Below are 25846 nucleotides of genomic sequence, written 5' to 3'. Positions count from 1 at the left end.
TTGTTCCTCGCTCACTTCGTTCCACTCCTTACAACTTGTATTTAAAACAGTGAAAGAAGCTTCCGCCTGGGAAGCTTCTTGGGACGCTAGTTCAGCCTTATTTCTTGATATCGACTATTTTATATTGAATGACGCCCGCCGGTACCGTCACATCGACGACCGCACCCTTTTTCTTGCCCAAAATGGCTTTGCCGACAGGACTTTCGTTCGATATTTTATTCTGCAGCGGATCGGACTCGGCCGTCCCGACAATCGCATACTCCATCGTATCGCCATACTCCAAATCTTGAACCGTTACCGTAGAACCGATGCTTACCGTATCGGTATCAATCTCGTCATTGTTGATGATCCGGGCATTGCGCAGCATTTTCTCCAGGGTGATGATACGCCCTTCGATAAAAGCCTGCTCGTTCTTAGCGTCCTCGTATTCCGAGTTCTCGCTGATATCCCCGTATCCAATGGCGGTTTTAATCCGCTCAGCAACCTCGCGGCGTCTCACAGATTTCAGATTTTCCAGTTCTTCTTCCAGTCTTTTCAGACCGTCCTGTGTAAGAATGACTTCTTTATCGCTCATCTCAACCGATTCTCCTGTCATGGAAATAATATTCGCACTGTGCGGCGGACTGCAGGGAAGCTTCACTAACGCCCCTCCGAAAAAAGGAGATACAACCGGCGTCCATTCAAAGAAGATCCGTAATTCCCGCCTAACAACGGCCGTGAAAACTCACGCATCATTGAGAATATCATATGCAATCGCATGGAGGTCAGACCATCCATGTTGTGGAAGTTATCTCCTGAGGCGAATTTATACTGTGAAATTATAGGTTAACCATTCTGAAATGTCAATGACGCCCGATTTTTCAAATGAAAACGCTTCACAAACGTCGAGCCCATCCAAAAAGAGAATCCCCCATGCCAATGGGGGACAGCGGATTTACGCAGATTCCACAGCCGTTTGATTTTCCGTGTCCAACTCGGCGACAAAGTTCTCCAGAATGCGCACCATTTCATCCCGCTTCGTTTCTTCCATAATGTCGTCTTTAATCCGGGCGGAGCCCTTCAGCCCCTTGAGGTACCACGCCATATGCTTGCGCATTTCGCGAACGGCTACTCTCTCTCCCCGTAAGGCTGCCAAGCGATCCATATGCAGGATTGCGATCCGGATCTTCTCTGCGGCTTCAGGTTCAGGCAAGAGAATCCCTGTCTTGAGATACTCCACCGTACGGTAAAGCATCCAAGGATTGCCCAAGGCACCGCGCCCGATCATAACTCCGTCGCAACCGGTTTGCTCCAGCATACGTTTGGCATCTTCCGGCGTAGCTACATCACCGTTTCCGATGACAGGGATCGACACAGCCTCTTTAACCTGCTTTATGAATCCCCAATCCGCTGTACCCGTATACAATTGCTCGCGCGTACGGCCATGAACGCTGACCGCTTTGCCGCCGGCCTGTTCTACAGCCTTAGCATTATCGACGACATAAATGTGCTCGGCGTCCCAGCCGATCCGCATTTTTACCGTGACCGGCTTGCTTACGGCATCCACGACAGCAGACACCATCTCAAAAATTTTGTTCGGATCCAGCAGCCAACGAGCGCCGGCGTCGCATTTAGTTACCTTAGGCACCGGGCAGCCCATATTGATATCGATAATATCCGCATTCGTATCCTGATCGACCACTTTAGCGGCCTCAACAAGAGTTTCGCGGTCTCCTCCAAAAATTTGCAGGCTGAGCGGCTTCTCCCGCTCGTCTACGAACAGCATTTCCTTGGTCCGCTTGTTACCGTGAAGGATCGCTTTATCGCTAACCATCTCTGCGCAGACAAGCCCGGTGCCGAACTCTTTGGCAATTAACCGGAAAGCCGGATTACACACCCCCGCCATCGGGGCTAGCACGACCTGATTTTTCATTTCAATATCGCCGATCTTCAGCATGATGGTCCCCCCTATAAATCTTGTTTATCGTTGGCTTAGTTTTGTAAACTATACTTCCCGATGATCTACCTTAAGCAATTTTAACAATCAGCTCAATTTCACGAGCTTTTATTCATCTCTCTGTGTCAACTCCGCAAGCGTGATTCCAAGAACATCTGCAATTTTATTTAAAATTTGATCTTCTGCACGGCGGTTTCCCCGTTCTATAGCCCCTAAGACAGCCAGCGAAATGCCGGACTCGTCGGCAAGCTGTTGCTGCGTGAACCCCTTCAGTTTTCGGAATGCACGGATGCGTGGGGCCAGATGCCTGTTTTCCAAAACCGTATTCCTTCCTTTCCGTTCATAAGATCCAAGGCGGCATGCGCCTTCTCGTAAAGCCCGGTAGGATCTTCTTCCGGAACGATATCGCACAACGGAACCAGCACGAAAGAACGTTCCAGCATGCGCGGATGAGGCAGCGTCAAAAGCGGTGTATCCAGCACTTGGCCCTCCATCCATAGCAAGTCTAGATCCACGGTGCGCGGGCCCCAGCGTATGTTTCGTTCCCGTCCGAGAGCAAGCTCGGTTTCCAGCATAACCTTGAGCAAAGCCTCAGGAGTCAGCGAAGTCCGGAGCGCCATTGCCATATTGAGAAAGTTCGGCTGATCTTCGTAGCCTACCGGATCAGTCTCGTATAAATTGGAGCTGCGCAGCACCTGGATATCCGGATGCCCGTCCAGCAACTCAGCGGCTTTGAATAAAGTGGACTCGCGGTCCCCTAAATTAGCCCCTAAAGCAATATAAGCCTCTGAAGCCTCAGAGGTGGAATGTTTAGTCATGAATCCTTCTCACTTTCTGGATCGGTGCAATTCGACCGTCACGCCTTCGAAATGAATGTCAAAAGGCGGATGCGGCTTCGTTACACAGACCGTCAATGCATCTACCATAGTATAAGTGTCCAATACCGAGGATGCAATATGCTCGGCAAGCGCCTCGATTAATTTAAAACTTTTTTGCTCAACGATGCCTTTGACCAGCTCGTGAACTTCGGCATAATTTACCGTCTCGGTAAGATCGTCGTTCTGTCCGGCCTTCCGCAAGTCAAGTTCCAGCGTAAGATCTACGTAGAACCGCTGTCCCAATTTCCGCTCCTCTTCAAAAACACCATGATATCCGTAATATTCCATCCGCCGGATGATCATTTTATCCATAATTTGAATCCCTCCACACTTCGATTTAGGAATATAAAATAGCATCGCACATTTGAGCCGTACGCTTAATCTCCTTAACATCGTGAACCCGTACAATCTGACAGCCCTGCGCAATTCCGAAAGCTACCGTGGCCGCAGTTCCAAGAATAACCTCATTCGTCGGCAAATCCAGCGCAGTTCGGATGAATTTTTTGCGAGAAGTCCCCAATAACAGCGGAAAACCAAGCTCCATCAGCCGGTCCAGCGACTTCATGACCTGTAAATTCTCGTTATAATCCTTGGCAAACCCGATTCCCGGATCCAAAATAATCTGCTCATCCTTAACCCCGGCTTCTCTGGCGATCCGTACACAGTCCATCAAATCGTCGGCCACATCCTGAAGCAAATCCTTGTAGTCCCGGTCATGCCGGTTATGCATCAGGATCGCCGGACAACCAAATTCGGCCGCAACACCGGCCATAAGCGGATCCCCTTTAAATCCCCAAATATCATTGATGATATGAGCTCCAGCTTTAAGTGATTCCCGCGCTACCTTCGACTTATAGGTATCTACCGAAATCGGAATATGAGGCGCTTCACGGTGAAGGGCTTCTACCACAGGAACGACGCGTTCCAATTCTTCCTGTTCACTTACCGGTTTGTGGCCGGGACGCGTCGATTCTCCCCCGAGATCGATCATATCCGCACCGTCGGCGACCATCTGCATCGCATGGTGAACCGCCCGTTCCACATCATTGTACCGTCCTCCATCCGAGAACGAATCGGGAGTCACGTTCAAAATCCCCATAATCAGCGTTTTCCCGCCCAACGACAATGTTGTCTCGCCGCAGCGGTATTCCCTTTTATATAACCTGTTTCGCATTTAACTCCCCACACTCTCTCTATAAAAATAAAGCAACTGCTTAGTCAACGGCCCAATTTCGCCTTCTCCGACAACGGCGCTCTTTCCGTCCGGTTCGGCAAGCTGAGTCACAGGCACCAGCTCCTGAACCGAATTGGTTACGAATATCTCGTCGGCAGTCCATAGCCTATCCCACGGATAACGGCCTTCTTCCAAAGAGAGTCCGCATCGTGCCGCCAATTCCATAACGATAGCTCTAGTTATTCCCGGTAAGATCCCGGTGCCGATTTCCGGTGTATATAGTCTGCCTTGTTCGGCAAAAAATAAATTACTGGCAATCCCTTCAGCCAAATGTCCTTCCGCCGTCAATAACATTCCTTCCGACGGAAGATGGGCTGACGAGTCTTGTTCATAGACAGCCAACTCACGGCGTGCCAGCAGATTGTTCATGTAATGGAGCGATTTGAGCCTGACCTCGCTCTCCGGCGTATTGCGCGGAGTGCGGAGCCGCCATAACCGCTTGCCTTGAGTATATAACGAGAAATCCATAGGAGGGAGCGGCTTCACGTAAAGGATGACCGTGGGCTTGATATAATCCTCCGTCGTTAACCCGAGCGGGCCTTCTCCTGCCGAGACGGTCAAGCGGACGTATCCTTCGCTTAGGCCGTTCAGGATCAACAGTTCCGTAACTTCCTTTCTAATCCGCTCCGCATCCGCTTCATAAGGGATACCGAGGGTACGGCACCCCTCGTTCAGCCGCTTCAGGTGACGGTCCAGCAGACTGGGCTCCCCGCCATAAGTCCGGAACGTTTCAAACAAGCCCATCCCGTACATAAAGCCGTGATCCATTACGGATATCACGGCTTCGGCAGATGGGGTGGGCACTCCGTTCACCCCAATGTATTTCATACTGTTGCTTCAGCCTTCCGGCTGAGGAAATTGCGGAGGATCTGGTGCCCATGATCGGTAATGATCGACTCCGGATGAAACTGGACTCCCTCTACCGCATATTCCTTGTGGCGCAGCCCCATGATCTCGCCTTCTTCCGTCTCGGCCGTAATCTCCAAGCAATCGGGTAGGCTCTCCCGCTCCACGATCAGGGAATGATAGCGCGTTGCCGTAAACGGAGACGGCAGCCCGGCGAATACCGAATCGCCATGGTGGTGGATCGGTGAGGTTTTGCCGTGCATCAGCCGTTCGGCACGGATGACGTTCCCGCCAAAGGCCTGACCGATCGCCTGGTGTCCGAGACAGACGCCAAAGATCGGAATCGAGCCTTTAAACCGCTCTATCACGGCCAGCGTAATCCCCGCCTCATTCGGTGTGCAAGGCCCCGGGGACAACAGAATGTGATCCGGCTTCAGGTCTTCAATCCCGGCCAAATCGATTTCGTCATTGCGCCGAACCGTTACCTCTTCCCCGAGCTCTCCCAAATACTGAACCAGGTTGTACGTAAATGAATCGTAATTATCGATGACCAATATCATGGCTTCATCCCCTGTCCTTCGCCAAAGAGGCGGTTAATTGACTTTGCCGCAGCGCCATGGCTACGGCTTTGGCTTTATTCCGGCTTTCTCTATATTCCCGGTACGGAACCGAATCGATCACAATGCCTGCTCCCGCCTGAATATATCCAAATCCGTCCTTCACGACCAGTGTACGTATAATAATATTTAATTCCATATTTCCGTTATAGTCAATCCACCCCATAGAGCCGGTATAAGGGCCGCGGGTGACAGGCTCCAATTCCTCTATGATCTCCATTGTCCGGACTTTAGGCGCTCCGGTAATCGTCCCTCCGGGAAACACGGCAGCAATGGCGTCATAAGCGGTTTTCTCTTGCAGCAGGTCCGCTTCCACCTCGGACACCAGGTGCATCACATGCGAATAACGCTCGATGGTGAGCAGCTCGCTGACGCGGACCGATCCGTATTCGGCAACGCGGCCCAAATCGTTCCGCAGAAGGTCGACGAGCATAATATGCTCAGCCCGCTCTTTTTCACTATTCAGCAGTTCCGCTTCCATACCTGCATCTTCTTCCGCCGTCAGGCCGCGCCGCCGGGTCCCCGCAATCGGGCGGGTACTCATCCGTCCCTGCTCCAACTTAACCAGCAGTTCGGGCGAAGCGGAAACGAGTTGAAGATCGGGAAAACGCAACAGTCCCATATAAGGAGAAGGATTGATCCGGCGAAGCCATTCATAAACGGATTCCGGCGAAGAAACCATCTTGAAGCCTTGTCTTAGCGACAGATTGACTTGAAACACATCTCCGGCGCCAATGTATTCCTGCACACGGGACACAGCGGCCTCAAAATTCTCCTGGGACATCGAGTAAATCGCCTCTTCAAATGCATCCTCGGCCCCATCCAAGGGGACCAGGTTCTCTGCAACAGGCAAGTCTGGCGCCGGCTCAAAGGTCCCCGTTTCTCCATTCGTCCCGGCAACACAAATGTGTTCCCATAGTTCGATCATTCGGACGGCTCGCTTTTCAGCCTGTTGAAAGTCATCCGTCAAAGTAGCCGGACCCTTCGCACGCTGATGAACAACGGCATATAACGCAGCTTCGGCCTCATCCCATACCCAAATCTCTTCAAACCGCATCCAAATATAATCATCAATCCCCAAATCGTCATGCGCCACCTGTGGCAGACGCTCCAACGACCGGGCAATATCGTAGCCAAGGAAGCCTACGGCACCTCCGGAAAACTTGGGCAGCGATGCTACGGCCGGGGACCTGTAAGGCTCCATCCATTGCTGCAGGAGGGTCAAAGGCTTGCCTGTCAGCTCTTCTTTGCCGCCGGTCTTCATATCTCGAACCACTGCCGCGTCGCCTTTACCATGAATCACGGACACCGGATTCAAGCCCAGGAAAGTATATCTTCCTCCCTTACCGCTCTCCAAAACAAAGGAGTAAGGTCCCGCTTGCTCCCACGCCTTCCGCCAATCGGCGGGCAAACCGCAGGCTGGTTGATGCTTTATGGCATATGGCAGCAGTGTCCAGGCACCTTCCGCCTCCCATGCTTGCCATTGCTCTTGCGATATTATCGTCTCCATCCGCCGACCTATCCTCCAGCTTCACTCTTTTTGTTCAAGACGTGTTGATCTCTATAACTTATTGCTAGCTAGTATACTAGAACCCCGGTGCTTTGAAAATACAATAACCCCCACGGGCGTTCCCGAAAGAACAGCCGTGAGGGTAGAGCTTTCATTCCATCCGTATTGATGAAACTAGATAATATCGTTTAAGCCTCGAAGTTGTAAAGCGGCGTGCTGAGGTAGCGTTCGCCATTACTTGGAATGACAGCGACAACGCGCTTGCCTTTGCCCAGTTCTTTAGCCACTTTAAGAGCAGCAAATATAGCCGCGCCGGAAGAAATACCGGACAGAATTCCCTCTTCTTTAGCCAATTTGCGCGCTTGTTCAAAAGCGTCGTCATTCTCAACATGAATGATTTCGTCGTAAATTTCACGGTTAAGAATTTCAGGAATAAAGTTCGCGCCCAAGCCTTGGATTTTATGAGGACCTGGTTTGCCGCCCGCCAAAATCGGGGATGCCGCTGGCTCTACCGCGTAAATCTTCACATCCGAAAAACGTTTCTTAAGCACTTCACCCGCACCCGAGATCGTTCCGCCTGTGCCGATCCCGGCAACAAATGCGTCCAGTTGGCCGTCCAGCGACTCGATCGCTTCAACGATTTCCGGGCCGGTCGTTTCACGGTGGATCTTAACGTTCGCCTGGTTTCTGAATTGATCAGCCAGGAAATAGTCCGGGTTAGCTGCCAAAATCTCTTCGGCTTTCTTAACCGCTCCGTTCATGCCTTCCGATCCCGGAGTCAATACAAGTTCCGCTCCATAAGCGCGCAACAGGTTGCGACGTTCCAAGCTCATCGTTTCCGGCATGATGATAACCGCTTTATATCCTTTAGCCGCAGCTACAAGTGCCAAGCCGATTCCCGTATTACCGCTTGTCGCTTCAACGATCGTTCCGCCCGGTTTAAGCTTGCCCGCTTTTTCGGCTTCTTCAACAATGCTGATTGCGATCCGGTCCTTTACGCTGGATCCTGGGTTTTGATACTCCAGTTTTACATAAATCTCCGCGCTGTCTTCCGGAACAATGCGGTTCAGGCGAACCAGCGGCGTACCGCCAATCAGATCCGTTACGTTATTTACGACTTTTGCCATGTCAAAGCCCTCCTCTAATATAAAAAGCATATGAAAAATAGCATGATTCTAGCTGAATTAAGTAAGCAATTTCATTTCCGAGTAAACAAGTTGGTTTTACTATCTATATCTTAACAACCCCGATCGGAGTTGTCAATAAAGGCCAAAAAAAAATACTTCGCTCCCAAGTGATAACTCAGGAAGCGAAGTATTCATTCGTATTTTCAGCATACTCTATTTGGTTTGGTCGATTAGAGCATTCAGCTCGTCTTGGCCAAAAGTATATACCTCGTTGCAGAAATCGCAAACGACCTCGGTCTCCTTGCCCTCGTCGCGCAATTGGACCAGTTCGTCTCTGCCCAGGCTGATCAACGTCCGTTCGACCCGTTCCCAGGAGCAGTGGCAGGAGAAGGTAATGTCCATTTCGTCCAGCACCTTGATGTCCGGCAAGATCCAGCGAAGCATCTCTTCCAGCTCCAATCCCTGATCAAGCAGCGAAGTCACCGGCGGAAGCTGTCCCACCGCCTTCTCGATGGCATCGATTTCGGGGTCGCTGAGTCCTGGCAGCAATTGAATGATGAATCCGCCCGCCACGATGACGGAGGAATCCGTATCCACCAATACGCCCAATCCTACCGCCGAAGGGGTCTGCTCAGAGAGAGCGAAATAGTACGTAAAATCCTCTCCGAGCTCGCCGGAAACCAAAGGCACACTGCCGCGGTAAGGATCTTTAAGCCCTAAATCCTTGGTCACGTGAATAAACCCGGTCGTTCCGACCGCACCGGCTACGTCAAGTTTCCCCTTACTGTTGCTCGGTAACTGAACATGCGGATTGGTCACGGTACCCCGGACCTCGCCTTTCGCATTGGCATCGGCCACGATCTGTCCGATCGGCCCATCGCCTTTAACCTGGATCGATAGCCGCTCTTCCCCTTTCAGCATCGCGCCCATCATGGCCGCTGCGGTTACCGTCCGTCCCATCGCCGCCGTCGCCGTTGGATAGGTGTCATGCCGGCGGCGGAGTTCTTCTACCAATTCCGTCGTCCGGACCGCGAAAGCGCGGACTTTTCCGTCCATGGCAGTTCCGCGGATGAGGCGGTCTTTTTTCTCTGTCGTATTTTCCACCCTGATGAAGCCTCCCTTACTAGAGGTTGTTAGACTATTCTTGTCCTCATTGTATATAAACCATTCTATTGATTTCGTTCGTAAATCAGACGAAGCCCTTCAAGTGTAAGCCAAGGATTAACTTCCTGGATGGAAGACGCCTCGCTCGCGATCAGTTCGGCCAGCCCACCGGTCGCAATGACCTTAGGCTCCGCCTCCATCTCGCGCCGAATCCGTTCCACAATCCCGTCTACCTGGCCGGCATATCCAAAAATAATCCCCGCCTGCATCGCATGCACCGTATTGCGGCCGATGACTTTCTTCGGCTTCTCCAGCTCGATTCTAGGCAGCTTGGACGCGCGCTGATACAGAGCTTCCGTTGAAATGCCGATGCCCGGTACAATCGCTCCGCCTAAGTAATTACCCTTCGCATCGACACAATCAAACGTCGTTGCCGTCCCGAAGTCGACGACCACCAGCGGGCCGCCGTACTGCTCGATTGCCGCAACTGCGTTGACGATCCGGTCCGCGCCGACCTCCCGCGGATTTTCATAGCGCAGGTTAAGCCCCGTTTTAATCCCGGGGCCGACGATCAGCGGCTTGCGATGCAGGTATTTTTCGCATAACTCTTCAAGCACATGCATTAATGGCGGGACGACCGAAGAAATGATAACTCCTTCAATCTCTCGCACATCGATCTTGGACATTTGAAACAGATCATAAATCAGTACTCCGTACTCGTCGACCGTGGACTGCCGGTTCGTGCCGATCCGGAAATGGTGAAGCAGTTCACGCCCTCTATAAATACCAAGTACGATGTTCGTGTTGCCGACATCAACCACAAGAAACATGGCGTTACCCCTCTTTCTTTTCGCCCAGGTCCAGACTGATATCCAGACTCTCGAAAGAATAAGTTAACCGCCCTACCGAAATGACGTCCACACCGCTTTCCGCAATTCCACGCACGGTCTGGAGCGAGACATTTCCGGAGGCCTCCGTCTTGACATGGGGTGCCTTGGCCTTAATGCGTCGCACCGCTTCTTTCATTAATTCCGGCGACATATTGTCCAGCATGATAATATCCGCACCCGCAGCCAATGCCTCCTCGACTTGCTCCAGACTCTCCGTCTCCACCTCAATGGTCATCGTATGCGGGATGTTCGCCCGCGCCCGGCCGACCGCCTGAGCGATTCCGCCGGCTCCTATAATATGGTTGTCCTTGATCATCACAGCATCATAGAGGCCGAAACGGTGATTTGCACCACCGCCGGTACGCACGGCGTACTTCTCGAGCATGCGGTGGCCCGGCGTTGTTTTGCGCGTATCCACCAGACGAGTCGGTAGTCCTTCAAGCACTTCGACGAAAGACCGCGTCCGCGTAGCAATGCCGGACAACCGCTGCAGCAAATTCAAGGCAAGCCGCTCCCCCGTCAAAATACTGTGCGTGCTGCCTTCCACTTCCGCCAGTACGGTTCCCTTGGTGACAGTATCTCCGTCCTTCACCAGCGGGGTGAACGTGAGCATCGGATCAACCACCTCGAACACAAGCTGGGCGACCGGTATCCCGGCAATTACGCCGGAATCTTTGGCATGGATAATCCCTTTCGACTCATGTCCGGCCGGAATCGTCACTCCGGTGGATACATCGCCGGAGCCCACATCTTCCTTGAGCCAGTAGCGGATCGATTCCACCAGGCCCTCGTTATATCCATTAAACATCATCGCTGATTTCCTCCAACATTCCTTTGTCCCGGTGACGTAAAATATGTCTGCGCCACCGCGCGTCGTCCCGTTCCGGGAAATCCTCCCGGTAATGTCCTCCGCGGCTCTCCTCGCGGGCCAGCGCGGATTCGGCCAACAGCAGAGCGCATGTCAGCATATTCGCAAACTCCAATTGCTCCCGGGTATGCAGGGCGGCTCCGAAAATCGGCAGTTGCCGCTTAAGCTCCTCCAGACCTTTCATCAGGCCTTCCTTACTTCGGCGCAGCCCGACCTGCCGGACCATCACTTTTTGCAGCTTGAGCCGACGTTCGACAATCGGCTGCATTACCGGGTCCTGGCGGTTCTCCCGGCAGGCGATATCCGCTCCCGATTTTGTCAGCGGCTCCAATCCCCGAATTCGCTCGACGATGCGCCGCCCGAACACAATCGCTTCGGACAACGAATTGCTCGCCAGCCGGTTCGCGCCGTGTACCCCGGTGGAGGACACCTCACCGCAGGCAAATAGACGCGTTACACTCGTCTCGCCATGATGGTCCGTTTGCACGCCCCCCATCATATAGTGTGCAGCCGGGGCGACCGGAATCCAATCGGAAGTCATATCGAGTCCGTAGCTGATGCAGGTTTCATAAATCGTCGGGAAACGCTGCTTAATCGTATCCGAATCTTCATGGGTTATATCAAGGTACACAACGCTCGACTTGGTCGCTTCCATCTCGCTGACGATAGCGCGAGCCACGATATCCCGGGGAGCTAATTCTAGCAGTTCATGGTACCTCTCCATGAACCGTTCTCCGTGAATATTGCGCAAGATGGCACCTTCCCCGCGCACCGCCTCCGAGATCAGAAAACGCGGAGCGCCCGGATAACAGAGCGAAGTGGGGTGAAACTGTATGAATTCGATATCCCTGATCAGGGCGCCGGCCCGGTAAGCTATAGCCACCCCGTCACCCGTGGCCACCTCCGGATTCGTGGTGTAACGGTACAATTGACCGCTTCCCCCGCTGCACAGTATCGTTGCATTTCCCCTCAGGAACACACGCTGACCGTCCGGGCGCTGAACTAAAGCCCCCAGACATTCATTATCCTCCGTAATCAGGTCAATTACAAAATGATCGTTCCAAATATCGATATTAGCATGCCCCGCAACCTGTTCCGACAACGCACGAACAATTTCATAGCCGGTTGCATCGCCGTTCGCATGCAGAATTCTCCGGTGGCTGTGCGCTCCCTCTTTCGTCAACGCCAACTCGCCGTTCTCCAAATCAAATGCCGTTCCCAGCGTAATAAGCTCTTCAACCCCGCGGGGTCCCTCATTCACCAAGATATTTACGGAATCCGAAGAGCAAAGTCCTGCCCCGGCCATCAGCGTATCCTCCCGGTGAGAAGCGGGAGAATCCTCATCGGAAATAACCGCAGCGATCCCGCCCTGAGCATATCTGGTGTTGCTCTCCATCAACGATTTCTTCGTAATTACGGTAACGCGGCGGTCTTCGCTTGCTTTGATGGCCGTGAACAGGCCCGCAATCCCCGATCCGATGACAATGACGTCCGTATCGATCACCGGTATTTCATTCAAATCGAAGTCAATCAAATATTGTGGAATCAAAGGTATCGCCTGCCCTTGAACAGAGAGTAGCGCATGCTACTTAACTTGTAGCATGCGCTCTAGTGAGGTTCTGGCCTTATCGGCAATGGCAGGCGGCACATAAATTTGCGGCTGCATCGTTTCCAGACATTTGACCAGTTTCTTTAGATTATTGACTTTCATGTTGGGACATACCAGAAATTTCGTAGCGAAATGGAATTCCTTGTCGGGGCTGTCTTTCCGCAGCTGGTAACCCGTTCCGTCTTCCGTACCGATAATAAATTGGCGGTTGGACGAATTTTTGCAGTAATCCAGAATTGCGGTCGTGCTGCCTACAAAATCACCCATGGCTACCACCTCAGGCCGGCATTCCGGGTGGACGACAAACTCAGCGTTCGGATACTTCGCCTTCATTTCGACCACGTCTTTCACAGTCAACATATCATGCGTATTGCAATACCCTTCCCAAATAATGAGCTTTTTGTCCGTATGCTGCTGAACGTAATGGCCCAGATTTTTATCGGGAACCCAGATGATCTCTTCGGCATCCACCGAATTAATAACCTTCACTGCATTGGAAGAGGTACAGCATATATCCGTCTCCGCTTTGATTTCGGCCGATGAGTTAATATAAGTGACCACCTTGGCGTTAGGGTGCTGTGCCTTCAGCTTGCGCAAACCGTCCACATTAACCATGTCGGCCATCGGGCAGCCTGCCCGTTCGTCCGGAATTAAGACCGTCTTGTTCGGAGCCAAAATTTTCGCGCTCTCGCCCATAAAGTGAACCCCGCAGAACACGATGGTCTCAGCATCGGTTGAGGCTGCCTTTTGGGCAAGCAGAAAGGAGTCGCCGCGAAAGTCGGCCACCTCTTGGATTTCATCGCGCTGATAATAGTGCGCTAAAATAATGGCATTGCGTTCCTTTTTTAGCTGAACCAACCTCTCCCGAAGTTCACGGTTCATTTCCGCCTTCCGCTCCAGTGCTAGAGCTTCCACCTGACTTCCTCCCCTAGAATGCGCCCGCGGTTCAAGCCGCGATCCTCTCTCTTGTCCGCATCTCCTTTATGATTGTGCAAAAATACGCATACTTCCCGTCAACGTAACCAATTTCACACGGTGTGTTTAACAACTAATTTACACAAGGGAATTAGGGCTGTCAATCAATCTGTACCGGATAGATCAAATTTTAGACAAAATCATGTGCACCTGCGTATTGGCCAATCCCTCCCGAGAAAATACGATCCGGGATTGAGCCATTGAATCGGACAATAAAAAAAGGGAGACTCAATGAGTCTCCCTTTCGTGTTTGGTTGTATACGGCTACGCCTTATACCGTTGGCGTATTTCCGCCTCCTTGGCCGTTGCCGTCTTTATTGTCTTGGTCCGGCGTTTGCGGAGCATCACTTACCGTACCTTCGGGTGCATCCACCGTAGGGTCGTTAGAGATGTCGTTCGTGGAACTTCCAGGAATCTCGTTCGGGATATCCCCGGTAGGACCTGCAGGTGCCGGATCCTCGGTTTTACCCTGGATACGGACGCGTACGTCCCCAATGTTATCCACGATCGGCTCGCCCGGTTCGGAAGAACCGTTGCCGCTGTCATTGCCGGCTTCGCCGGTTTCAGGCAGCTTGCCATTTTCGATCAATTCCTTGATCTGCTCCAGTTCCAGCGTTTCGACTTCGAGCAAAGTTTCCGCGATGAGGCGAACCTCGGCGGCATGCTCGGTCAACAGCTGTTTACAACGCTCATACGATTCAGTAATGAAACGCTGCATTTCCTGGTCGATCTCGTAAGCGATCTGATCGCTGTAGTTCTGTTCGTGTCCGATATCGCGGCCCAGGAACACTTGGCCTTGCGACGTGCCGAACTGCATCGGTCCAAGCTTCTCGCTCATACCGTATTCGACGATCATGCTGCGCACAATGCTTGTCGCTTGCTGGAAGTCGCTGTACGCCCCGGTGCCGATTTCGCCGATGAACAGCTCCTCCGCCACGCGGCCGCCCAGCAGGCCGGTTACCTTATCAAGCAGCTCTTGCTTCGTAACGAGCATGCGGTCTTCCTTCGGCAACATGATTACGTATCCGCCGGCACGGCCGCGAGGAATGATCGTAACCTTGTGCACCATATCCGCGTGCTCCAGGAAGTAGCCTACAATCGTATGGCCCGCTTCATGGAACGCCACAATCCGTTTCTCACGGTCGCTGATTACGCGGCTGCGCTTCTCAGTACCGACGATAACGCGGTCAATCGCTTCATCCACTTCACGCATAGAGATATCTTTGCGGTTGCGGCGAGCCGCCAGCAAAGCCGCTTCGTTCAGCAAATTCTCCAGATCGGCGCCGGTAAAGCCGGTCGTCCGTTTGGCGATGACGTCCAGGCGAACGTCCTTGGTCAGCGGCTTGTTGCGCGCATGAACTTTCAGTACCGCTTCGCGGCCCTTCACGTCAGGACGGTCAACCGTGATTTGACGGTCAAAACGTCCAGGACGCAGCAAGGCAGGGTCCAGAATATCCGCGCGGTTGGTTGCCGCCACGATGATAATACCTTCATTGCCGCCGAAACCGTCCATCTCAACGAGCAACTGGTTGAGGGTCTGTTCGCGTTCGTCATGCCCGCCGCCGAGTCCGGCGCCGCGCTGACGGCCTACGGCATCGATTTCGTCGATGAAAATGATACAAGGCGCGTTCTTCTTCGCATTCTCGAACAAATCCCGTACGCGGGAAGCACCGACACCAACGAACATTTCCACGAAGTCGGAACCAGAGATGCTGAAGAATGGTACGCCCGCTTCCCCGGCTACTGCACGGGCAAGTAACGTTTTACCGGTCCCCGGAGGACCCACGAGCAGAACCCCTTTAGGGATACGTGCTCCAACCGCGGAGAATTTCCGCGGGTCTTTCAAGAATTCAACGACTTCGACAAGCTCTTGCTTCTCTTCGTCGGCTCCAGCTACGTCCTCAAACGTAACCTTCTTCTTCTCCTCATTATAAAGACGGGCCCGGCTCTTGCCGAAGTTCATCACTTTGCCGCCGCCGCCCTGTGCTTGATTAAACAGGAAGAAGAACAGAATGAACATGATCGCAAGCGGAACGATGGATGTCAGGAAAGTCAGCCAGATGCTTTCCCCCTGCATCTTTTTCCAATTCAAATCGAATTTGTTCGTTTCGCTGAGATCGGTAATTTCCTTGAGCACATTCTGGTCATAAGGGATATAGGCGGAGAAGTTCTTTGTTTTCGTCTTGCCGTCTCCAACTTCAACTCTATACTTACCGGTTACCAGATAGGCGTAACCGTCGAATTTCCCGGTTAATTCCTCGACGTTGTTTTCCTTCAATTGCTGCCGCAGTTCGGCATAACTTGGGTTGACGGTTGCCTCATTTCCGCTGTTGAGGAATTGGACGATGCCCACCACGACTAAGAAAAGTATCAAATAAAAACCAGAATTCCGGATGAACCGATTCATCCCCTACCTCCTCTCAAAACCTTAAGTTATTTTAACATAGCCGCCCACGCCTTTCAAAAAAACGGCGGAGCCTGCTCCGGCCTGACTTCAGCCGGTAGATTTAGCTTGTGTATACTTCCGGCTTCAGCACTCCGACGAAGGGGAGGTTCCGGTATTTCTCGGCGTAATCCAGGCCGTAACCGACAACGAAAGCATCCGGGATTACGAATCCCGATAAATCCGCCTCCAGCTTCACGGTCCGGCGCGCCGGCTTGTCAAACAAGGTAACGATCTTGACGGAATTAACTTTTCTCCGCTCAAGCACATCAACGAGATAGCTAAGTGTGAGACCGCTGTCGATGATATCTTCCACGATCAGGATGTCTCTTCCCTCTACAGAGGAATCCAAGTCTTTGATAATCTTTACTTCCCCCGATGAACGGGTGGAGGCTCCGTAACTGGATACCGCCATGAAATCAAGTTCCAGCGGAACGGTGATTTCCTTAACCAAATCAGCCATAAATATAAAAGCGCCCTTCAGGATGCAGATGACCAAAGGATTCCGGCCCTCATACTCGGCACTTAGCTGGCGTCCGAGCTCCGCAACTTTTTCCTGAATCTGTTCCCGGGTGATCAAAATTTCTTGAATGTCGTTTAACAAGACAAATAACCTCCTACGTTATACTATGAATGCCTTCACTTGGTTAACCCCAAGGTCGGCTCTTTGCTTCCCGTATCCAGAGCCATACGAACAATGGATGACGTAAGCCGGCTAACCGCTGCAACCGATGAACGCCGAACTCCGGGAATCCATATGATCCGGCCCTTGGCGTCGGTCACCACTGGGATTTGGGAGCGAAGAGAGGGAGGTATTTTCTCGTCGATGAAAATATCTTTCACCTTTTTGCTTCCATTTAGTCCCATAACTTTCATTCTGTCTCCCGGAAGCCGGGAACGCACAGTAAGCGGATAAACGAGCTCATCCGCATCAAACGCAGCCTCGTCGTTGCCTTCCGGCTTCGTTCCTTGAACGCCCGTGGCACTCTCGCGGGTAAACCGCAGGACGTGCCTTATGTCCGTAAGAGCCACCTCCGCCGGAAAATGTTCCACAACATATGTATAATGAGGAATCTGAATTTCCGCTCGGGCAGGCACAAATCGGACTGTATCGTATTCACGCAAGCAGCGGATTCCTCTGCCAAGATCCAGAGACCAAGTCGTAGGGAGGTCCTGGACCACGCCTTTCCGAATGGTTTCTATCTTGACAAAATCGCTGTCATCCGTGCCCAAAGGCAGATAATTTAATATTAGTTTAATCAACCTCCGTTGTAAAGCGGCATGTAAGGAGGTAAAACTCCGAACCCCGAAAGCGGCCCCGCCGTCTTGCCAAGTAACGATTTCGGCATGGATGCGCTCTGTTTCCAACTGCATATAATCGTCTTCTTCGCCCGCCACATCGGCTAAACGGTTCAAGGAATCCGCCAACTGTTCATTATATTGCCCCAAAAAAGGCAGCACATCCAGCCGGATCGCATTTCTTGAATACTTCGTACTGAGGTTGGAGCTGTCGGTTACATAAGGGATGCCGGAGCTCTCGCAAGCCGCCACCAGCTGATTCTTGTATATACGGAGAAAAGGACGGATTAGTTCCACATTTTTTTCGCGACGCTTCAGCTTCATGCCTCCCAAGCCCGACGGTCCGCTGCCACGCAAAATCCGCATCAGCACGGTTTCAGCCTGATCATCGGCATGATGGGCCAGGGCAATGGCGGATGCCCCATATTTATCGGCAACGGAATGCAAGAATTCATATCTTTTTTCCCGGGCGGCCACCTGGCCTCCTTTACCCGATTCCTTCATATAAGCAGGAATGTCAAAAACGCCGAGTTCAAACGGAATTTGGAGCTTGCCCGCCAACTTCCGTACAAACTCGGCTTCCGCATCGGATTCACTGCCCCGGAACCCGTGATTGACATGAGCGCAGATCAGCTTCAAGCCAGGCTCAGAATCCCGGGCAATCTCATTTAAAATATGCAGCAGCAGGACGGAGTCGGGTCCTCCGGAAACCGCCGCCACAATACAATCCCCGGGTGCCCACAAACCGTGTTCTTGCCCGGTACGGCGCACTTGCCCCACCAAACGGTGTATTTCGGGATTCATCATGCGCCTCTTCCTTTCTTTAATAGATGGGATTCATATTAAAAGTGTGTGTTCAAAAGCCGAGGGTTAAGTAGATAGCGCATCCCAACAAGGTCAGCGCCAGCGCGAACGCCCCCAACATCCAGCGGGGTGTTTGCTGCCTCGGTTTGCGGCGGCTAAGAGGCGATGTAACGAGTTCCTTCCATAGTTGGCACGCTTCAGCTGTGTCGCCGAACTTTCCGGCAATGGCCCGCTCCATCCAGGCCCGGTAAGGGGCCAAAGCCGGCTCGCTTCGGATGATCGCAAGCAGGTCGCTAGAGCTCCTCATCTGGGGCAACTGGGTAGCGGCCCGTTTGAGGGGTTCCTCGGCCAACAGGTGAATGCATACCACCGTAAAGGAGAACCAGTCATAAGAGGGATCGGCCGTCCTTCCTCCTGCACCCCAAAATCCGCGGTCATACCATTCGGTGAACTGCTTTACGCTGCGCCCGATAGCGCTCACCCCGCCGTAATCGATCAGTTCCACCTCGCCGTAGGGCGATACCAGCACGTTCTCCGGCTTTAAATCACCAAATACCCATCCGTTCTCATGAAGCTGCCGGAGTTGCCGCAACAGGTGAAGGCCGGCGATGCTTAGCCAGGGTCCTCCCCTTTTGGCAAGGAAAGATCGGAGCGGATCCCCTTTAACATATCGCATAACATAGAAAGGAATCTCCCTTCCTTGGAGGGAGTAGTCATCTACCTCCACCAGATAAGAAAGATCCCGTCCCGCGCTGCCGCGCCGGCGGCCCTGACGCTGCAGCGCCTTTAACACATTGATTTCCGATTGTATATCCACCGTGTCGAGGCCCATTTTGAGCGCATACAGCTTGGCATTATCCAGCTGCTTCACCAAATATACGACTCCGTTCGCTCCCCGTCCGAGCAGACGCTGAATCATATAGCGCCCGCCATTCCAGCGACCGGTCACCACCGTTCCTTGCGTCAGAGCCGATTTAGACGACGTAGTCACCGAGTATCCCTTCTCCTCTGCCTGTTTCCTCCGGCCAGTTCTTGGATTCATGTCCCTTCAGTGTACCATATTGGAAGAATTCAATCACCTTCAGGATCGCCGGACCGGTTGGCGTGGCACCCCGCATGGAAAGCCGCTGAAAAATCGAGCGTACCGTTCCGAGATCGGTTGTCCAATCCAGATCCAATACGGCATCCTCGCCGCTGTGCGGCCCCGGGAAATGAAATACGGCCAAGCGGCTGTCTCCTTTTCGGGCACCCAAACTAAGCATCATATCGCGGATAGCCTCTTCCACAGCAGCCAGTTTCGGCTTCATGCTGGCACTTGCGTCTATCAATAACGCAATCTCAAGGGTACTGGTCTCGCTAAGCTCGTCAATCACCTCGACGACCTGGGAACGTTGATCAGGAGGCAGGTCTTCGACGGAAGAATTACCCAAAATTTGTCTCAACTCTTTATTAACCGCGTGCTGAATTGTCTGAACCACGGTTTTCCGGGTCATCATCTGCATCGTCTGAGCCAGCTTTTGCGTGCCCGACAATCTGCTCATCCCGCCGCCGGCTTTAGCAATTTCGGCAATCTCCAAACTGCCGAGCTCTCCGATGGTGCCGTAATCGACGATTCCCACTACATTGACGATAATTCCCTCTTGCTTGGCCAGCGCCGCTGCCATAATCGGGCTCTCTCCAACATTGGAACATCCATCCGTGATCAGCATGATTTGCTTCATTATGAATCCCGCCTTTTTTTAATATGAATGATTCGAAAGACTCTCATCTCTATCATTTCCAGTTAAGAGAGAATTCAAACTTAAAAAGGGCGGGTCCAACTATATATTCATGATCTGATATGGCAAAAAGACGGCCTACCAAGCCCAAACAAACGGGTAAGGGTAAGCCGTCTTCTCGTTATTACTGCTCGATCAATACTTTCGGTTTTGGAAAATATCCTACGGAAACGGCGTGATCGGCCAAACGGGTCATATATTCCCGATCGGGTTCCTTACACACTACAGGGGTACCCTGGAGATACTCCACGGTGTGCGGGCACGCAAAGCGATAAGGAGAGTTCTTCGCTCCATCACCCTCGAGCTGGGCCATCGCCAGCTCCATTCCCGTACTATCCTTCGGCACATTGGAATCCAGCAGCCAGGACTCATATTCCGGCCAGTCGAGAAGATCGATCTGATAACCGTATTGCCGGAAGTAGTCTATCATCTGCGTGTAAGAAAGCTGAACCGGATTACAAATATGAAACAGGCGGCCGGCCGTTTCCTTTTGCAAGGCCAGGGCAGTTATCGCCTCGGCTGCATAGTTTACCGGCGTTATGTCGACCTGCCAGCTGACACTTGGTGCTTTGCCCAGCAGGATCATGGCCTTCAGCATTCTATAGAAGGCATTATTATCGATATTCCGCTGAAATACGCCGGTCTCTGAATGGCAGGACAAGTTACCGACGCGATATACCGTAACCGGGACGCCCTCTTCCTGACAGGTTTTAACGACAAGCCGCTCCGCAGCAAGTTTGCTGTTCGTATAGACGTTATCGGTCGATACCGTATCGTCATAGCCGTCAAAGCCGGTAAATCGCTCCCATTGCCCGCCAAATGCCAGATCTTCCGGAATCCCGAGCGTGGACACATAATGGAACCGGATTTTCTTGTCACGGGCCAGCCCCATCAGTCGGTCGGTACTTTCCACATTCACCTTGGCAAAATACTCGGGATCGCCGAAATGCTTCACCTCAGCCCCGCAGTGTACGATGGAATCGATTTTGTCTTCGAGCAGGCTCAAGACGCGTTCATTCAGTCCCAGATTCGGCTGTTCCAGATCTCCTTGTACCGCAAATACGCGGCCTTCCATCAAGGAGTCGATCTCCGGACCGAAATATCCCCTCATTACCTTACTTAGTCTCTGATAAGGATCCTCGCCCTGTACCGGACGAATCAGGCAGTAAACCAAGGAATCCGTGGTGCGGAGCCATTCCCGCAGCAGCGACGACCCTAAATAACCCGTCGCTCCCGTAAGGAGAATATGACTCTGCCGACCTTCGTTATATTCGGTCAGTGACTCATTACCGAAGCTGCGGGGGTACTCAGCCAGATCCACAATTTCTCCCAAACGGCCGGGGGCTGCATGTTCTCCCGACGCCGTATGTTTCAGTTCGGTCACGCGATCCGCCAGCTTCGATATGGTTGGATAGCTGAAGAAGTCGCTGATTTTCAGCATCGGAAAGCTGGGCTTCAGCAGCACGAGCGTCTCCAGGATTTTCAGAGAATGCCCGCCAATCTCAAAAAAGTCATCATGGATTCCAATAGATTTACGGCGAAGCACCTTTTCCCATGCCGTTGCTATTTCCTTCTGCAGTTCATTCTCGGGTGCCGCAAAATCCGCATTCTCCTCTTCTTCGAAATCCGGGATTTCCATCACGCCGAGACGCTTCCGGTCAATTTTGCCCGTTGGGGAGAGCGGCATTACATCCAGGCATACAAAATAACTTGGAACCATGTACGCCGGAACCTTTGTCTTCAAAAAGGAGGCAAGCTCCGTCTTCCCGGCGGATACGCCACCTTTTAATGTATAAAAAGCGGCAAGCAGCTTCTCGCCCGATTCATCCTCTTTGACGATGATCGCCGTATCCCTGATCGCATCGTGTTTAGCCAAATTTTCTTCAATTTCACCGATCTCGATCCGGTAGCCGCGAATTTTGACCTGAAGATCTTTCCTTCCGACATACTCGATTCCGTTTTCCTGCAGTCGAACAAGATCTCCGGAACGGTAATATTTTTTGCCCGAGTCCGGATTCACGGGATCCGTAACGAAGGCTTCTTCGGTTTTCCCGGGCTGATTGAGATATCCTTTAGCCAAACCGACGGAATGAATCAGCAATTCGCCCACCACGTTCAAGGGGCACAGCTGGTCTTTTTCGTTCACGATCAGAACCTCGTAATTCGCAAGGGGCTTGCCGATGCTAACCGTGGTCCATTCATCCGGTACCGGACCTTCAATGATATGAGTTGTCGTTGCGACCGTTACTTCCGTAGGCCCATAGGCGTTCACGATAATCGGCTGATGCGTGAGCTTCTTTTGCAGCGTACGTACCGATTCTCCCGGCAGAGCCTCCCCGCCGATGACAAAGCTTTGAATCTTTACATAGTGGGCCGCTTCTTCCACGCTTAAATAGGAAGATAGCTGGTTGAAGAATACGGTTGGTAAAATTCCGATTCGCGTAGCCCCCGTCTCTTCAATTGCCGACGTAAAGGAGTCGACCGAATACCGCTGCTCGTTGGACAACAGATGTAATCTTGCTCCGCAGCAAAGCGCACTAAAAATATCGTATACCGATGCGTCAAAGCTAAACGTGGAATACTGAAGGATCACGTCCTGCTCTGTCATGCGAAGTTGCTCTATGGTAGCCAGCGCCAGATTGACAACGCCGGCATGCGGAATGAGGACTCCTTTCGGTCTTCCCGTCGTCCCTGACGTATAAATCACATAGGCCGTATCTTCGGAAGAAATCTCAACGATGTCCGGTTCGCCCGTGTCTGCGTCTGCGTCTCCGTCAAGTTGAGTATCCAGACATAAGAGAGAAACATCGCCGCTGCCTTCATCCAATAAAGCGGACAACTGCGGCGTGTATGATTCCTTCGTAATTACAATGCGGGAGGAGGTATCGGCAATGATATAGGCATTCCGGTCCTCCGGATGCTCCGGATCGAGCGGCACATAAGCGCCGCCGGCTTTGACGACACCAAGCATCCCGATAATGGCTTCCATACTCCGTTCCATAAAGATGGATACGAAATCACCCTTCTTAAGACCTCTGTTCAACAAGATCCGGGCTACCTGATCCGACAAGCGGTTCAATTCCGCATAGGTCAGCCGCCGGTCCCCGGACGATAATGCCACCCGGTCCCCGCAGCGCTCCACGGCGAGGCGCAGCATGTCCGGAATATGCTGCGGCATGGACGGCCATGCTTTCTTCGTATTGTTCAGCTCCGTATAGGCTTCGACATCTTCTTCCGTCAAAATGCGAATATTGCCTATAGCAGCATTCTCATCGGCCATAGCCGCAGTTACGATACATTCAAAGTGGGAGGCAAACTTCCTGACCGTACTCTCTTTAAACAGGTTTTTATCGTAGGCAATATGGAGCAGGCCTTCGCCTTCAACCAGCTTCACATGCCAATTCAGGCAGCTTGCCCCATAGGAGGCGTCCTCGCCGAATATCGTCTGAATCAGAGGAGATTGCCCGGTCAACCGCTCAATTTCTTGCAACGGCAAAGCGGCAAAGTCCAAGGCCTCCCATTTATCCAACAGTGTCCGATACAGATCCTTGAATGAAGTCCCCGCCTCGCAACGCACCCGCAGCGGCAACAGCCTGTGCTGAGCATCCTTTACTCCGACAATCTGATCCTGCTCTCCGCTCATCCGATATAAAAAGGCAAAATAGCAGGCCAGCATCCATGTGTTGTAGTCATATCCCTCGGAAATACGGGTTAATTCCCTTGCGTTGACGTTCAGTCTGAAGACGGTTTCCCTTCTATCCCGTCCGGAATTCATTCGGGGATAATCCGTGTAAATATCAAGTCCGGACAAAGGCGGCTGCAGCTCATTTACCCAAAAATCCCGGACAATGCGGTCCATTAGTAAGGTACCCACTCCAATTCAACTCCTTGTATCTCTCTCTATAATTTGAGGCCTTCCACAACTTTCTCCAATTTTCCGGAAATTTGGTTCAAACTCTCCGCCGAATCCACGATTTTACCTGCAGAGGAACGCTGCTCCAGGGCACTGGATTTGATATGTTCCGAAATGTCGGCATTTCTCTCCGCAAAAACGGAAATTTGCTTGATCGTAGCCGTGATCTGCTCTGTCTCCGCCGCCATTTCTTCAGTCGATGCCGAGACCTCCTGAATCTGGCTTGTAATCGCATCGGTTGCATGCAAGATGCTATAGAACAGTTCTCCCGTTTCCTTCACTACATCGATTCCTGCCTCGACATTGCGTTGTCCTTCACTGATGGCCATCACGGCCGTCATGGTCTCGGATTGGATATACCGAACCAGGTCGGCGATTTTCTCCGCCGATTTCCCGGATTCTTCAGCCAGCTTCTTCACCTGATTCGCTACGACTGCAAATCCGCGCCCTTCGTCACCGGCTCTGGCTGCCTCAATACTCGCATTAAGCGATAAAAGATGCGTTTGCGAAGAAATCTGAGTAATGACTTGTACAATTTCCTCGATTTCCCCGGAGCGTTTCTGAAGTTGTTCTATTGAAGTCACCGAATTTTGAACCGATTGTTGGAGCGAATCCATCTGTCTCATCACTTTGCTGATGTTATCGCCGCCCAGTTCGGACTGCTCCTTCATTTGAAGGGAGGCTTCCGACAAGGAAGAAGTACTTCCGGCAATCGTCGATACCCCGGAATTGATTTCTTCAAGGGAAGTTACGCTTTCTCCAATCGATTTGCTCTGCAGGGATACCTTTTCCGAAATTTCCTCGATATGATTGGTAATGTTCATGGAGCTTTGGTGATTTTCTTCGGAAGTCGTAAATAAGACACGTGCCTGTTCTGCCGATTGGGTCGAAACCGCCTTCAGGGTCATGATCATTTCCTTCATATTCGCAACCGTAGCGTTAAACTTCGCGTTGACCTGACCGAGTTCGCTCTCGCCTGCTTTTAACTGCACGCCAAAATCACCCTGGCTGAGCTTATCCAGTGCTTTCATCAAGTCTTTGACCGGCGCGAAGGTTCTGCGCATCGTAATATATTGAAACGATAGAATCACAAGCAAGATAGCAACCAATGCAAGAGAAGTATATTTCAACAGATCCTGCTGCCCGTTAAGGATAATGCTCGCATCAAAGTCCATACCCATATAAGCAAATACTTGTCCGCTTGCATCCTGGAACGGGTACAATACCGTCAGCCACGTCCCATAATCGTCCTTATAAGGCTTCGTAAAGGTAATCTGTTTTGTTTTCAACATTTCCTGGACACCCTTCACATGAAATGCAGGTTGTCCCAGTTGATCCCCCAAGTGAAGACCTTCTCCCTCAAACATGTCCAGGATGGCCGTTGGGAAAGCAATCATAAGCGTGCTGTCATCCACTACTTCAGATCCGAAAATATAACCTTGCGCTACATTAGGATGCGTGGCGGATAATTCATCGAATATACCCGACAATTTCTTCTGGATCGGTGCATTGCGGTCTGTTGTCTTCATAGCCTCCGCGGCTTCAGCCGGAGTAACCTTGTTCATCCAGGCCTCCATGACCTCCTTCGAATCCGACTCCAGCTGATTGGTCAATACTCCGCCTTGGATATAAAAGCTGGATGCAATCAGAATTACGCCAGTCATCAGGATGGAGGCGCTTGTCAAAATCATGTTCTTCGTTACGATACTCCAGCGGCGGATTCCGCCCAGTTCTTGCGGCAACTTCATTACTATGTCTCCTCTTTCTGTCTATAAATGTGTAAAGGCTGCATACCCTCCATCGTCAAAATGCCCCGGCGCTCCCCTCCCTTCCTTCTAATGGCGCAAGAATCTCTGAATTTAGGCAAAAAAAAAGATAACCTCTAGTAGTAAATACTATAGGTTACCATTTTTTAGGCAACTGGCTGACATTTCCCCCTAATGGGGGGATTTAGTCCCTATAGTTTTGCGTCACTGCCTTTCGGCAGTTTTGCCAAATTATATCTAAAATTTTTG

Annotated in this window: 23 protein-coding genes and 1 riboswitch (1 of these 24 only partly in view); all 23 genes read right to left on the bottom strand. The window is 51.9% G+C overall.

The window, feature by feature from the left end:
* Positions 1-15: the beginning of a lysine--tRNA ligase gene (gene lysS / locus NYE70_RS18540; protein WP_290408294.1), read on the bottom strand. It extends 1497 nt beyond the left edge of the window; 15 of the gene's 1512 nt are visible here — the first part of the coding sequence; the start codon lies at positions 13-15; its stop codon lies off the left edge, out of view.
* Between the two features lie 82 nt (positions 16-97).
* Positions 98-574 (bottom strand): transcription elongation factor GreA, encoded by a 477-nt coding sequence (greA, locus tag NYE70_RS18535; protein WP_211025505.1) that lies wholly within the window; start codon positions 572-574, stop codon positions 98-100.
* A 360-nt stretch (positions 575-934) separates the two neighbouring features.
* Positions 935-1936 carry a tRNA dihydrouridine synthase DusB gene (gene dusB / locus NYE70_RS18530; protein WP_213656551.1) on the bottom strand — a complete coding sequence of 334 codons (1002 nt, stop codon included), beginning with the start codon at positions 1934-1936 and terminating at the stop codon, positions 935-937.
* Between the two features lie 108 nt (positions 1937-2044).
* Positions 2045-2254 carry a helix-turn-helix domain-containing protein gene (locus NYE70_RS18525; protein ID WP_290408295.1) on the bottom strand — a complete coding sequence of 70 codons (210 nt, stop codon included), beginning with the start codon at positions 2252-2254 and terminating at the stop codon, positions 2045-2047.
* Complete coding sequence (gene folK, locus NYE70_RS18520) at positions 2206-2754, bottom strand: 2-amino-4-hydroxy-6-hydroxymethyldihydropteridine diphosphokinase (RefSeq protein WP_290408296.1); 549 nt, start codon at positions 2752-2754, stop codon at positions 2206-2208. Before folK ends, NYE70_RS18525 begins: the two co-directional genes overlap by 49 nt.
* A gap of 9 nt (positions 2755-2763) precedes the next feature.
* On the bottom strand, positions 2764-3126 hold the full coding sequence (gene folB / locus NYE70_RS18515) for a dihydroneopterin aldolase (RefSeq protein ID WP_211025488.1): 363 nt from the start codon (positions 3124-3126) through the stop codon (positions 2764-2766).
* A gap of 25 nt (positions 3127-3151) precedes the next feature.
* Positions 3152-3988 carry a dihydropteroate synthase gene (folP, locus tag NYE70_RS18510; RefSeq protein WP_341047343.1) on the bottom strand — a complete coding sequence of 279 codons (837 nt, stop codon included), beginning with the start codon at positions 3986-3988 and terminating at the stop codon, positions 3152-3154.
* The gene (locus tag NYE70_RS18505) at positions 3989-4876 is read right to left on the bottom strand and encodes an aminotransferase class IV (protein WP_341047341.1); all 888 of its coding nucleotides are present in this window, start codon (positions 4874-4876) and stop codon (positions 3989-3991) included. It abuts the gene before it with no gap.
* The gene (gene pabA / locus NYE70_RS18500; protein ID WP_290408299.1) at positions 4873-5454 is read right to left on the bottom strand and encodes an aminodeoxychorismate/anthranilate synthase component II; all 582 of its coding nucleotides are present in this window, start codon (positions 5452-5454) and stop codon (positions 4873-4875) included. Before pabA ends, NYE70_RS18505 begins: the two co-directional genes overlap by 4 nt.
* 4 nt (positions 5455-5458) lie before the next feature.
* A complete protein-coding gene (locus tag NYE70_RS18495; protein ID WP_341047340.1) occupies positions 5459-7021 on the bottom strand; it encodes an anthranilate synthase component I family protein in 1563 nt (520 codons plus the stop codon).
* Positions 7022-7209: 188 nt separating this feature from the next.
* Entirely contained in the window at positions 7210-8148 is a 939-nt protein-coding gene (gene cysK, locus NYE70_RS18490) for a cysteine synthase A (protein ID WP_211025477.1), read from the bottom strand.
* 213 nt (positions 8149-8361) lie between these two features.
* Positions 8362-9252 carry an Hsp33 family molecular chaperone HslO gene (hslO, locus tag NYE70_RS18485; RefSeq protein ID WP_213656543.1) on the bottom strand — a complete coding sequence of 297 codons (891 nt, stop codon included), beginning with the start codon at positions 9250-9252 and terminating at the stop codon, positions 8362-8364.
* A gap of 65 nt (positions 9253-9317) precedes the next feature.
* Positions 9318-10082 (bottom strand): type III pantothenate kinase, encoded by a 765-nt coding sequence (locus tag NYE70_RS18480; RefSeq protein WP_290408301.1) that lies wholly within the window; start codon positions 10080-10082, stop codon positions 9318-9320.
* A gap of 4 nt (positions 10083-10086) precedes the next feature.
* A complete protein-coding gene (gene nadC / locus NYE70_RS18475) occupies positions 10087-10953 on the bottom strand; it encodes a carboxylating nicotinate-nucleotide diphosphorylase (RefSeq protein ID WP_341047337.1) in 867 nt (288 codons plus the stop codon).
* Positions 10943-12559: an L-aspartate oxidase gene (nadB, locus tag NYE70_RS18470; RefSeq protein WP_211025469.1), complete on the bottom strand. Its 1617-nt coding sequence runs from the start codon at positions 12557-12559 to the stop codon at positions 10943-10945. The genes nadC and nadB overlap by 11 nt, the downstream gene beginning before the upstream one ends.
* Positions 12560-12595: 36 nt before the next feature.
* On the bottom strand, positions 12596-13534 hold the full coding sequence (nadA, locus tag NYE70_RS18465; protein WP_211025467.1) for a quinolinate synthase NadA: 939 nt from the start codon (positions 13532-13534) through the stop codon (positions 12596-12598).
* 331 nt (positions 13535-13865) lie between these two features.
* Complete coding sequence (gene ftsH, locus NYE70_RS18460; RefSeq protein WP_341047336.1) at positions 13866-16001, bottom strand: ATP-dependent zinc metalloprotease FtsH; 2136 nt, start codon at positions 15999-16001, stop codon at positions 13866-13868.
* Positions 16002-16101: 100 nt separating this feature from the next.
* On the bottom strand, positions 16102-16641 hold the full coding sequence (gene hpt / locus NYE70_RS18455; protein ID WP_211025463.1) for a hypoxanthine phosphoribosyltransferase: 540 nt from the start codon (positions 16639-16641) through the stop codon (positions 16102-16104).
* A gap of 35 nt (positions 16642-16676) precedes the next feature.
* Positions 16677-18143 carry a tRNA lysidine(34) synthetase TilS gene (gene tilS / locus NYE70_RS18450; RefSeq protein ID WP_211025461.1) on the bottom strand — a complete coding sequence of 489 codons (1467 nt, stop codon included), beginning with the start codon at positions 18141-18143 and terminating at the stop codon, positions 16677-16679.
* Positions 18144-18192: 49 nt separating this feature from the next.
* Complete coding sequence (locus NYE70_RS18445; protein ID WP_341047333.1) at positions 18193-19131, bottom strand: protein kinase domain-containing protein; 939 nt, start codon at positions 19129-19131, stop codon at positions 18193-18195.
* Positions 19115-19861, bottom strand: a complete 747-nt coding sequence (locus NYE70_RS18440; RefSeq protein ID WP_211025457.1) for a vWA domain-containing protein — start codon at positions 19859-19861, stop codon at positions 19115-19117. The genes NYE70_RS18445 and NYE70_RS18440 overlap by 17 nt, the downstream gene beginning before the upstream one ends.
* A 181-nt stretch (positions 19862-20042) precedes the next feature.
* Positions 20043-23792, bottom strand: a complete 3750-nt coding sequence (locus tag NYE70_RS18435; RefSeq protein WP_341047331.1) for a non-ribosomal peptide synthetase family protein — start codon at positions 23790-23792, stop codon at positions 20043-20045.
* 26 nt (positions 23793-23818) lie between these two features.
* Positions 23819-25579: a methyl-accepting chemotaxis protein gene (locus NYE70_RS18430; RefSeq protein WP_341047329.1), complete on the bottom strand. Its 1761-nt coding sequence runs from the start codon at positions 25577-25579 to the stop codon at positions 23819-23821.
* A gap of 164 nt (positions 25580-25743) precedes the next feature.
* A riboswitch (cyclic di-GMP riboswitch) is annotated at positions 25744-25835 on the bottom strand.
* Positions 25836-25846 lie beyond the last annotated feature (11 nt).

It is taken from the genome of Paenibacillus sp. FSL R5-0407 (assembly GCF_038009185.1).
GTDB lineage: Bacteria > Bacillota > Bacilli > Paenibacillales > Paenibacillaceae > Fontibacillus > Fontibacillus vini.
The sequence above is the reverse complement of the archived record's forward strand: the minus strand, read 5'-3'. Positions and strand labels throughout refer to the sequence as shown.